At 71.6% G+C, this 10,724-nt stretch carries 10 protein-coding genes and 1 tRNA gene; 2 read left to right on the forward strand and 9 right to left on the reverse strand.

Annotated features, from left to right (window positions below):
- Window positions 1-139: 139 nt before the first annotated feature.
- The 3 genes from nadE to J2X59_RS15725 form a co-directional block, all read right to left on the reverse strand.
- Window positions 140-967 carry an ammonia-dependent NAD(+) synthetase gene (gene nadE, locus J2X59_RS15715; protein WP_326497297.1) on the reverse strand — a complete coding sequence of 276 codons (828 nt, stop codon included), beginning with the start codon at window positions 965-967 and terminating at the stop codon, window positions 140-142.
- Window positions 968-1,043: 76 nt separating this feature from the next.
- Window positions 1,044-1,211, reverse strand: a complete 168-nt coding sequence (locus tag J2X59_RS15720; RefSeq protein ID WP_158407773.1) for a hypothetical protein — start codon at window positions 1,209-1,211, stop codon at window positions 1,044-1,046.
- A gap of 114 nt (window positions 1,212-1,325) precedes the next feature.
- The gene (locus tag J2X59_RS15725; protein ID WP_268746754.1) at window positions 1,326-1,454 is read right to left on the reverse strand and encodes a hypothetical protein; all 129 of its coding nucleotides are present in this window, start codon (window positions 1,452-1,454) and stop codon (window positions 1,326-1,328) included.
- A 409-nt stretch (window positions 1,455-1,863) separates the two neighbouring features.
- Between J2X59_RS15725 and J2X59_RS15730 the strand changes: the two genes are divergently transcribed.
- On the forward strand, window positions 1,864-3,000 hold the full coding sequence (locus J2X59_RS15730; protein ID WP_326497298.1) for an AI-2E family transporter: 1,137 nt from the start codon (window positions 1,864-1,866) through the stop codon (window positions 2,998-3,000).
- Between the two features lie 480 nt (window positions 3,001-3,480).
- Here J2X59_RS15730 and argG read toward each other — a convergent pair whose 3' ends face one another.
- The 6 genes from argG to J2X59_RS15760 all read right to left on the reverse strand — a co-directional run bounded on the left by argG (window position 3,481) and on the right by J2X59_RS15760 (window position 9,312).
- Window positions 3,481-4,920, reverse strand: a complete 1,440-nt coding sequence (gene argG / locus J2X59_RS15735) for an argininosuccinate synthase (protein WP_209685453.1) — start codon at window positions 4,918-4,920, stop codon at window positions 3,481-3,483.
- A 159-nt stretch (window positions 4,921-5,079) separates the two neighbouring features.
- Window positions 5,080-5,154: transfer RNA gene (locus J2X59_RS15740), tRNA-Arg, on the reverse strand.
- A gap of 13 nt (window positions 5,155-5,167) precedes the next feature.
- Window positions 5,168-6,271, reverse strand: a complete 1,104-nt coding sequence (locus J2X59_RS15745) for an epoxide hydrolase family protein (RefSeq protein ID WP_326497299.1) — start codon at window positions 6,269-6,271, stop codon at window positions 5,168-5,170.
- A gap of 226 nt (window positions 6,272-6,497) precedes the next feature.
- Window positions 6,498-6,992, reverse strand: coding sequence for an HNH endonuclease (locus J2X59_RS15750; protein ID WP_066656516.1), 495 nt, complete (start codon window positions 6,990-6,992; stop codon window positions 6,498-6,500).
- A 377-nt stretch (window positions 6,993-7,369) separates the two neighbouring features.
- The gene (locus tag J2X59_RS15755) at window positions 7,370-8,326 is read right to left on the reverse strand and encodes a C40 family peptidase (RefSeq protein WP_326497300.1); all 957 of its coding nucleotides are present in this window, start codon (window positions 8,324-8,326) and stop codon (window positions 7,370-7,372) included.
- A gap of 290 nt (window positions 8,327-8,616) precedes the next feature.
- Window positions 8,617-9,312 carry a metal-dependent transcriptional regulator gene (locus J2X59_RS15760; RefSeq protein ID WP_066656523.1) on the reverse strand — a complete coding sequence of 232 codons (696 nt, stop codon included), beginning with the start codon at window positions 9,310-9,312 and terminating at the stop codon, window positions 8,617-8,619.
- Between the two features lie 165 nt (window positions 9,313-9,477).
- Here J2X59_RS15760 and serC point away from each other — a divergent pair, with 165 nt between their 5' ends.
- Window positions 9,478-10,596, forward strand: coding sequence for a phosphoserine transaminase (serC, locus tag J2X59_RS15765; RefSeq protein ID WP_326497301.1), 1,119 nt, complete (start codon window positions 9,478-9,480; stop codon window positions 10,594-10,596).
- Window positions 10,597-10,724 lie beyond the last annotated feature (128 nt).

Genomic DNA, 10,724 nt, shown 5'->3' on the forward strand with positions numbered 1-10,724 from the left:
CTGCACGCCCCCGGGTGGTGTGTTGGACGGCCCGCCCCCCGGCCCCCCCGGCCCCCCCCCCCGGGCCCCCCCCCCCGGGGGGGGGGGGGGGGGGGGGGGCCCCCCCCCCCCGCCTCCCGTCCGGCCCAGCGCTGTGGCGCTACGCGCCCTGCTGCCACCAGCTGTCGAAGGGCGTCGCGGGCACGCGACGCTTGTGCTCTGTCGCTCGGTAGCGCGACTCGATCGCCTCGGCGACCTCGTCGGGGACGTCGTGCCCCTGCAGGTACGCGTCGATCTCGACGTAGGTCAGGCCGAGGTTGGCCTCGTCGGTCTGCCCGGGCAGGTCGTCGAGCAGGTCCGCTGTCGGCGCCTTCTCGTACAGGCGAGCCGGCGCCCCCAGGTGCTCGAGGAGCTGCCGCCCCTGGCTCTTCGTCAGCCCGGTCAGCGGGGTGAGGTCGACGCCGCCGTCGCCGTACTTCGTGAAGAAGCCCGTCACGGCCTCGGCCGCGTGGTCCGTGCCGACGACCAGCAGTCCGCGCTGCCCGGCCACGGCGTACTGGGCGACCATGCGCATGCGCGCCTTGACGTTGCCCTTCACGAAGTCGCTGAGCGCGACGCCGGACGCCGCGGTGTCCTGCACCACGCCGTCGACGCCGTGCTCGATGTTCACCACGATGCCGGGGTCGGCGCCGATGAACTGCAGCGCGAGCTGCGCGTCGTCCTCGTCGGCCTGCACCCGGTACGGCATACGGACGGTGACGAACTCGGCCTCACGTCCCTCGGCGCGGAGGGACTCGACGGCCAGCTGGGTGAGCCGTCCCGCGAGCGTGGAGTCCTGACCGCCGCTGACGGCGAGGACGAACCCCTTCGCGCCGGTCGTTGTCAGGTAGTCACGCAGGAACGCGACACGGCGGGCGACCTCCTGCTCGGGGTCGATGGTCGGCTGGACGTCGAGGTCCGCAGCGATGGTGGCTTGGAGTTCACGCACCCCACCAGTATCCCGCCGCACCGTCGCGCACGACCGGATTCACCGGAGGCACGCGGCTGGTGTTCACCCGTTCGACTCAGGCGACCGTCGGGGCGGCGGGGTGCCGGATGGTGTTGTCGTGGTCGGCACCGATCGCGCACGTGCAGACCACGCGGAGCATCTCGTCGGTCCGGGTGAGCCGGAAGCGTTCGACGTGCGGCGGACCGACGTGACGGTCGAACGGATGGGTGTCGTGGTCGTGCACGTCGGGTCCTCCCTGATCCGGGTCCCGTTGGTGAGACGGGACGGGCCACACGGCCCCTGCCGAGGATCTTCCGCGCGCAGGCAGGACGGCGCGAGCCCCCGTCCGGGGGCCGCGTCAGACCTGCTCGCCGAGGAAGTCCGCGTACGAGGGTTCGTCGTGCTCGGGACCGGCGGGCACGGAGGCGTCCGAGGTGCCGCCGACGCGGTCGGCGATCAGCTCGGCGACCTCCTCGGGTGAGCGCATGCCGTGACGGTGCCAGTCCTCGACGGGACGGGGCGTCACGAGAGCACCTGCAGGGTCGTGGCAGCGAAGGTGGAGACGGGGGTGCGGGTGTGCCCCGCCGGGAAGTCGAGGTGCGTGGAGCACGAGTACGTGGCGGTCATGAGGACCAGCCCTTCATCGAGGTGTTGCTCACCTCGGGTCCGACCGGGCCGTCCCGCTGTGCCAGACCCCGCGGACCGCGAGGGCATCGTGACGACGGGACCCTGTGAGTGAACCCGGTGGCCCCAGCGTAGAAGCGGGACAGGAGCGCGTCCAGGTCGATGCGCTTAGCGGCGTCCCCGGACGTCCGCGGCCGCGGGTCGGCTGCGTCGGGACCGCGGGTCGGCTGCGTCGGTACCGTGGAGGCTCCGCACCACCACCGAGGAGCCTCATGCCCCTGTTCGGCAACCACCCCACCACGTCCGACGCGACACCGGGTCCACTCGCCCGCAAGTGGACCGACGGGTTCGGCAGTCTCGCGACCCGATGCCTGCAGGTGATCGTCGTGCTCGTGATCGCGATCGGCATCGTGTACGCCGCCGCGACCCTGAGCGTCGTGACGATCCCGGTGCTCCTCGCCCTGATCATCGCGTCCGCCATGCACCCGGTCGTGTCCTGGCTCCGACGGCACAAGGTGCCCTCGGTGCTCGCGACCCTCGCGGTCCTGCTCGGCGTCCTCGTCGTGCTCGGCCTCGTCGGTTGGCTGATCGTCGTCGCGGTCATCTCGCAGTGGCCCGACCTGCAGAAGTCGGCGATCAGCGGTTTCCAGCAGCTGCAGGACACCGTCGCACACCTGCCGTTCTCGATCTCCGACCAGCAGGTCGACCAGGTGGTGAACGGCGTCCAGGACTTCCTGACCAGCTCGCAGTTCGGGTCGGGCGCCCTGGCCGGGGCGTCGGCCACCGCGAACTTCCTGACCGGCCTGGTGCTGATGATCGTCGTGCTGTTCTTCTTCCTCAAGGACGGGCCGGCGATCTGGGAGTTCCTGCTCCGTCCGTTCACCGGCGCCCGGTACGCGCGTGCACGCCGCGTCGGTGACCGCGTCGTGCAGACCCTCGGCGGCTACGTCCGCGGCACGGCGAGCGTCGCGGCGGTCGACGCGATCGGCATCGGCGTCGGGCTGGCGATCGTCGGGGTGCCGCTCGCGCTCCCCCTCGCCGTCGTCGTGTTCATCACCGCGTTCATCCCGATCGTCGGCGCCACCGCCGCGGGCATCCTCGCCGCGCTCGTCGCCCTCGTGGCGAACGGCCCCGTGGCCGCGCTGATCGTCGTGGGCATCGTGGTGCTCGTCAACCAGCTCGAGGGCAACCTGCTGCAGCCGGTGCTGATGGGCAAGACGCTCAAGCTGCACGGCCTGGTGATCCTGATCGGCCTGACCGCGGGCACCGTGCTCGCGGGCATCACCGGCGCGATCATCTCGGTGCCGCTCCTCGCAGCGGCCTGGGGCGCCGTGCAGGTGTGGGGCGGTCCGGACCGGCCGGCGGAGCCGTGGCGCCAGAAGCGGCCGGAGACCGCCGAGCGGCGGTAGCGGCTCCCACGGGACGGACGGGAGGCGCGGTGCCGGTCGGTACCGCGCCTCCCGTCCGTCGTGTGGGTGCGACCGCGGCTGGTCGCGGCAGCGTGGCGCTGTCGTACGACACCGCCGCTGTCGCACGACGACGGACAAGTCGCACGAACCGACTTCGCTCGTGCCGGATCGGCCGAAACGACACCGCCGCTGTCGCACGACGACGGTGATGTCGCATGACCCCACCCCTACTCCCGATGCACGGGACGTCCCGCGCCGAAGCACCCGTCGATCGACCCGCGCGATGTCGGCCGATGCACCCGCGACCGATGCAGGCGCACAGGACGACACCGCGCACGTCGTTCGACGCGCGCAACGTCGAAGCACGCGTGTGCACGCGGCTCGGAAGAGCCACACGCCCTCTCCCGACGCACGCCACGGACGACGAACGGGAGCCCCCGCGCGTGGCAGGGGCTCCCGTTCGTGTCGGTGCGGTGCGTGTCAGTCGGTACCGGAGTCGAAGGCGGCGCCCTCGGACGCGGCGTCCGTCGCGCGGCCGAGTGCCTCGTCCTCGCTGGACACGACGGCTCCGCCGAGGATCTCCTCGGCCTCGCCCGACTGCAGCTCGCCGACGAGTTCGCCCGTCGCGCCGCCGATCAGCCCGGCCGCTGCGTACTGCTCGAGGCGCGAGCGCGAGTCCGCGATGTCGAGGTTGCGCATCGTGAGCTGCCCGATGCGGTCGTCCGGACCGAACGCTGCGTCGCCGACACGCTCCATCGAGAGCTTGTCCGGGTGGTACGACAGCGCCGGACCCGTGGTGTCCAGGATCGTGTAGTCGTCACCGCGCCGCAGGCGCAGCGTGACCTCACCGGTGACGGCGGAGGCGACCCAGCGCTGCAGCGACTCGCGCAGCATGAGGGACTGCGGGTCGAGCCACCGGCCCTCGTACATCAGACGTCCGAGACGACGACCCTCGTTGTGGTACGCCGCGACGGTGTCCTCGTTGTGGATCGCGTTGAGCAGACGCTCGTAGGCGATGTGCAGCAGGGCCATGCCCGGCGCCTCATAGATACCGCGACTCTTGGCCTCGATGATGCGGTTCTCGATCTGGTCGCTCGCGCCGAGGCCGTGGCGACCACCGATGGCGTTCGCCTCGTACACGAGTGCGACGGCGTCGGCGTACTCGACGCCGTTGATGGCGACCGGGCGGCCGGCCTCGAAGCGGACCGAGACCTCTTCGGTGGCGACCTCGACGTCGTCACGCCAGGCGGCGACGCCCATGATCGGCTCGACGATGTCCAGACCGCTCGAGAGCTCCTCGAGGCTCTTCGCCTCGTGCGTCGCTCCCCAGATGTTCGCGTCGGTCGAGTAGGCCTTCTCGGTGGAGTCGCGGTACGGGAAGCCACGGGCGACGAGCCACTCGCTCATCTCCTTGCGACCGCCGAGCTCCTCGACGAACTCGGTGTCGAGCCACGGCTTGTAGACGCGCAGCCGCGGGTTGGCCATCAGGCCGTAGCGGTAGAACCGCTCGATGTCGTTGCCCTTGTAGGTGGAGCCGTCGCCCCAGATGTCGACGCCGTCCTCCTTCATGGCGCGGACGAGCATCGTGCCCGTCACCGCGCGGCCGAGCGGCGTCGTGTTGAAGTAGGTCTTGCCGCCGGAGCGGATGTGGAAGGCACCGGTCTGCAGGGCGACGAGGCCTTCTTCGACCAGGGCGCTCTTCGCGTCGACTATGCGGGCGATCTCGGCGCCGTACTCCTTCGCGCGACCCGGGACGGCGTCGATGTCCGGCTCGTCGTACTGGCCGATGTCGGCCGTGTACGTGCAGGGCACCGCTCCCTTCTCGCGCATCCAGGCGACCGCGCAGGAGGTGTCGAGACCTCCGGAGAACGCGATGCCGACTCGTTCGCCGACGGGGAGACTGCTCAGGACCTTGGACACGGGTCAATCGTACGGGGCGCTGGGCCCGGGCTACCGTCCAGGGCGACGGTTGTGGAGAACCCGTTCCGGCCCAGACGACGGCTGGTGCAACGATCGGTGCCCCTGGACGAGCACCGCAGGGACGCGAACCCGCGCTCGACGCGGTGCCCCCGGACGACGTGGTGCCCCTGGAGGGACTCGAACCCCCAACCGTTTCCTTAGGACGGAACTGCTCTTCCATTGAGCTACAGAGGCTGGCCCGTCCACTCTAGCGGCGGTACGGCTCCAGGAACACGCAGACCTCGTCCACGAACAGCTCCGGCTGCTCGAACGGCGCGAAGTGCCCGCCCCGGTCGAGTTCGTGGTGGTGCACGAGGTTCGTCGTGCGCTCGAGCCACTCCCGCGGAGCCCGCACGATGTCGCCCGGGAACACCGAGAACCCCGACGGCACCTCCACCCGTCGGCGCAGTTGCGCAGCGGGGATCGCCGCGTTCGCGTGGTACATCCGCATGGAGGACCCGATCGTCGCCGTCGCCCAGTACTCGGTCAGCAGCGCCAGGACCTCGTCCTGCGTGTACACCGACCACAGGTCGCCGCCGCAGTCACTCCACGACCGGAGCTTCTCGACGATCCACGCAGCGAGACCCGCGGGTGAGTCGGTCAGCCCGACGGCGGCGGTCTGCGGCTTCGTGCGGTGCATCATCGCGTAGGCGCCCTCGGCGGTCCGCCACCGCTCGGTCTCCTGCACGAAGGCCCGCTCCGCCGGGGACAGCTCCGTGGTGTCGATCCCGGGCCACGCCAGCCCGCCGTCGATCCGGTGCACGGCGACAACACGGTCGGGGTGGTCGAGTGCGAGGTACCGGACGACGTGCGTCCCGATGTCCCCGCCGGACGCCGCGAACCGGTCGTACCCGAGCTCCGTCATCAACGTCGCCCACATGCCGGCCACCTCGCGGGCGTCGAGCACGCGCGGTGGTGCGTCCGAGAACCCGTACCCGGGCATGTCCGGCACGACGACGTCGAACCCGGCCTCGACGAGCATCGGCAGGACCTTGCGGAACCGCCACCCGGAGTCCGGCCACCCGTGGGCGAGCAGCAGCGGGAGGGCGTCGGGACGGCCGGATCGCGCGTGGAGCACGTGCACCCGGACGCCGTCGACGACGTGCCACTCGGACGGCAGCGCGGCGAGCTGCTCCCGGTGCCCGTCGAAGTCGAACCCGTCGGCCCAGTACTCGACCAGCGGCGGGAGCTCGTCCACGTCGACGCCGAGCGACCACCCGGTGCCGGCGGGTGCGTCCGGCCAGCGGGTCGCGCGGAGTCGGGCGCGGAGGTCCTCGATCGTGGCGTCGTCGATCACGGGCGTCTCGCTCATGGCTCGCACGCTACGCCTGCCCGTTCCTTCCCATCACGCGCGCGATGGGAGGACGTTCCGCGCATCGGAGGCCCGGAGGAACGTCACCCTACGAGCGGATCGGTCTCCCACGCGTGGGATGGTCCACGCAAGCAACCGTGCGCACGCCAGCGCGACCACGCGACGGTCGGGAGGCACGGGGCGGCCCCGCCACGCGCCTCCCGTCCGTCGCGACGCCGGGCCGGCGCTACGCGGCCACCAGGTACTCGTCCCACTCCGACTGCGGGCGCTCGATCCCCCGCACCACCCAGGACGCACCGTGCGGCGCCTTCGGCCGGAAGCGCAGCCGCCACCCCATCTCCTGCGGGGTCCGGTCGCCCTTCGTGTTGTTGCACGCCAGGCAGCAGGCGACGAGGTTCTCCCACGAGTCCTGGCCGCCGCGCGACCGGGGCTGCACGTGGTCGATCGTGGTGGCGTGCCGGTCGCAGTACGCGCAGCGGTTGGCGTCACGCCGCAGGACCCCGCGTCGCGAGACCGGCACGAGTCTCGCGTGCGGGATCCGCACGTAGCGGGTCAGGATGATGACGGACGGACGATCGAAGCTCGCGGAGGACCCCGAGACCGGGTGGTCGAGGTCGGCGGCGATGACGGCGGCCTTCTGGTTCATGACCAGCACGAGGGCCCGTCGGTCCGAGATCACCGCGAGGGGCTCGTAACCGGCGTTGAGGACGAGAGTGCGCATGGGTTCCCTTCCGACGGTGCCTGGACGGCTTCCAGGCGCTGCGGGTGCGTCGGGTCGATCGACGTCGACAGGGGACCGCGACCTGTGACCACGCCCTGAACCACGAAGAGCACCACCCGGATGGGCAGTGCTCTCGTCAGACAGGTGCGTGATGGTGCACGCAGGGGGCGGTCGACCGTATGTCCACGAGCGCGCGCCGACCCGTGGTGCGGGTCGTGCGGAACGCTGACATGAGGTCTCCCGTGTTCGGGCCGGATCGGACCGGTGCAGCACCAGGGTACGTCGGAAACCGGCCCGACACGAGGGTGTGCGGACCGGTTTCCGGGAGTGTTCACGGGAACGACACCAGGGTCGTCACCGTCGTGCGGGTGCTCGGGTCAGATGCCGAAGCGCACGATGTGGTAGCTGCTCGTCCAGATCGGGCGGATCGAGACGGAGCCACCGGGCTTCGGAGCGTCCATGATCATGCCGTTGCCCATGTAGAAGCCGTCGTGCGAACCGTCGTTGAAGACGACGACGTCGCCCGGCTGCGCCTGGGACTCGGGGATCGTGGTGCCCGCGGCGTCCTGCAGCGGGACCGAGTGCGGCAGGCTGATGCCGTACTGCGCGTAGACGTACATGATGTAGCCCGAGCAGTCGAAGCCGGACGGGTCCGCGCCACCGAAGACGTACGGGGTACCGATGTACTGCTTCGCGGTGGCGACGACGGCCGGCAGCGAGAACGGGGTGTTCGCGGCGGCCGCCGTGGTGGCGATCTCGTTCGCGGAGGGGCCGCTGTACGACGAGTACTGCTTCGCGGTCTGCGCGCGCGCCGCCTGGGTCGCTGCGGCCTTCGCGGCGTCGGCCTGCGCAGCCGCGGCCTGCTCGGCGGCGGCCTTCTGCGCGGCCTCGGCGTCGAGGGTGGACTGCGCGGTCGCGCCGTACCCGTCACGCGACGTCCCGGCGAGGGCCACGGCGTCGGACACCGAGAACTGCTGTGCCTGGGTCGTGCGGACCTGGCGCTGCGCGTCGGCGGCGGTCGAACCGGTCTGCTGCGTCGCGGCGAAGGCCGGGGCGACGGCCACGGTGCCGAACATGCCGGCGGCGACCGTCAGCACGATGGGGGCGAGGAACCGGCGCTTGCGGGCCGAGCTGCTCGCCTTGGCGGTCTCGGCGGCGCGGGCGGCCTGCGCAGCGCGACGGCCGCCGGGGAGCGGTGCGTCGCGGACGGGGGTGATGCGACGGGCGGGGGCTTCGGTCTGGCGCGCGGCCCGCCGGGTGAGCGGGGCGTCGTTCGCGGTGTTCGTCGGGTTGGCGGGCGTCTGGTCGTCCGCGGCGGAACCGGTCTGCGTCAAGGGTGGTGTCTCCGGCGTCTCGTCACCGTCTCCGCCTGGGTCAGGGCGGAGGGGCGGACCCCATCCGTTCGTCATCGTTTCCGATCGAGGCAGGAGACGGGTTCGAGACGTCCTGCCACGGGTCCTGGGCCTCGTGGGCGGCCCGGGGACTCGACGAGTGTACGTGGGGGCCGTTACCTTGTCGAGATGAAACGACGGTTCGGTAACGGAACGATCACGAACCCCTGATCAGCGGCGATCGACCCTCGTGACCTTGTGCCGATTCTCAGGCTCGGACGGCGCCCCGACGGTCAGTCCCGCTCGATGTAGACGTGCTGCGCGACCTCGGTCGGCAGCTCGATGCCGGCGTCCTCGCCGTCCACCCGGACCGCGACGTACGCACCGGCGCGCTGCACCCGGGCGACACGGCCGGGCATGACGCCGGCGGTGCGCAGCTGGTGCAGCAGCTCGGGCTCGAACTGCACCGGTTCGCCCAGGCGACGCACGACGCCGACCGCGACGGCGTCCGTGCCGTCGGTCGCCGCGACGATGTTCTGCACACCGTCGAGGAACTGTCCCGCCGTCGGTCCACCGATCTCGGCGAGCCCGGGGATCGGGTTGCCGTAGGGCGACTCCGTGGGGTTGCCGAGCATCTCGAGCAGTCGGACCTCGACCTGCTCGCTCATCACGTGCTCCCAGCGGCAGGCCTCGTCGTGCACGAAGGCCCAGTCGAGTCCGATCACGTCGGCGAGGAGCCGTTCGGCCAGCCGGTGCTTGCGCATCACGTGCGTCGCCCGCGAGCGACCCTCGCCCGTGAGCTCGAGGTGGCGGTCACCGGAGACGACGACCAGACCGTCGCGCTCCATCCGCGCGATCGTCTGCGAGACGGTGGGACCGGAGTGTCCGAGACGCTCGGAGATGCGCGCGCGCAGCGGCACGATCCCCTCTTCCTCGAGGTCGAGGATCGTCCGCAGGTACATCTCCGTGGTGTCGACGAGATCGGTCACGGTCCGCCTCTCATGTCTGGGCCCAGCCCGATCCACCCTACTTGAGCAGTGCGACAAGACCGCACCGACGGGCGCGCTCCACGGCCTGGAGGCGCGGGTCGGGTCCGCCCCGTCCGGCCGGTCCAGGGTCGGTGACGGTGGGATACCGCTCGCTAGGATCGGCGCATGGCAGACATCGTCATCCCCGCCGAACTCCTCCCGACCGACGGACGCTTCGGCTGCGGCCCGTCCAAGATCCGCGGCGCGCAGCTCGAGTCACTCGTGACCCGCGGGGCGACGATCCTCGGGACGTCCCACCGCCAGAAGCCCGTGAAGGACCTCGTCGGCAGCGTCCGCCGCGGCCTCGCCGACCTCTTCCAGCTCCCGGACGGCTACGAGGTCGTCCTCGGCAACGGCGGCTCGACCGCGTTCTGGGACGCCGCCGCCTTCGGGCTCGTCGAACGTCGTGCCGAGAACCTGTCCTTCGGCGAGTTCGGCTCGAAGTTCGCCAAGGCCACGGACACCCCGTGGCTCGAGGCCCCGCACGTCGTCGAGGCACCCGGCGGCTCGCTCGCCGCGCTCGAGCCCGTCGAGGGCGTCGACGTCTACGCCTACCCGCACAACGAGACCTCGACCGGCGTCATGGCGCCGGTCGTCCGCGCTGCGGGTGACGACGGCGCGCTGACCGTCGTCGACGCCACGAGCGCCGCCGGTGGTGCCGCGTTCGACGTCGCCGCGACCGACGTCTACTACTTCGCGCCCCAGAAGAACTTCGCCTCGGACGGAGGGCTGTGGCTCGCCCTGTTCTCCCCCGCCGCGATCGAGCGCGTCGAGCGCATCGCCGCCTCGGACCGCTACATCCCGGAGTTCCTCTCCCTGCAGAACGCCGTCGACAACTCGCGGCTCGACCAGACGCTGAACACCCCGGCGCTCGCGACCCTGCTGCTGCTCGACGACCAGGTCGACTGGATCAACCAGTCCGGTGGTCTGGCGTGGGCCGACACCCGCACGAAGACGTCGTCGTCGACGATCTACGACTGGGCCGAGGCCTCCGACCACGCCACCCCGTTCGTCACCGACCCCGCCCACCGGTCGCAGGTCGTGGCGACGATCGACCTCGACGAGTCGATCGACGCGAAGGCCGTCGCCGCGACGCTCCGCGCGAACGGCATCGTCGACACCGAGCCGTACCGGAAGCTCGGCCGCAACCAGCTCCGTGTCGCCACGTTCACCGCGATCGACCCGGACGACGTGGCGAAGCTCGTGCGGGCGATCGACTTCGTCATCGGCGAGCTGCGCGGCTGAGGCGCCAGCACGGACGGACGGGAGGCGCGGGGGCCCCGGGGCCCCCCCCCCCCCCCCCGCCCGGGGGGGGGGAGGGCCGGGGGGGGGTGGGGGGCGGGTGGGTCGGGGGGGGGGGGTACCCCCCCCCC

Origin of the sequence: Curtobacterium sp. 260, assembly GCF_030803485.1 — a bacterium.
Taxonomy (GTDB): Bacteria; Actinomycetota; Actinomycetes; order Actinomycetales; family Microbacteriaceae; genus Curtobacterium.

What these genes read in the sequence shown, in the direction of transcription:
- J2X59_RS15730 (WP_326497298.1), top strand. Translation starts at nt 1,864, where the DNA reads ATGCCCCTGTTCGGCAACCACCCCACCACGTCCGACGCGACACCGGGT.
- serC (WP_326497301.1), top strand. Translation starts at nt 9,478, where the DNA reads ATGGCAGACATCGTCATCCCCGCCGAACTCCTCCCGACCGACGGACGC.
- J2X59_RS15750 (WP_066656516.1), bottom strand. Translation starts at nt 6,992, where the DNA reads ATGCGCACTCTCGTCCTCAACGCCGGTTACGAGCCCCTCGCGGTGATC.
- J2X59_RS15745 (WP_326497299.1), bottom strand. Translation starts at nt 6,271, where the DNA reads ATGAGCGAGACGCCCGTGATCGACGACGCCACGATCGAGGACCTCCGC.
- J2X59_RS15725 (WP_268746754.1), bottom strand. Translation starts at nt 1,454, where the DNA reads ATGCGCTCACCCGAGGAGGTCGCCGAGCTGATCGCCGACCGCGTCGGC.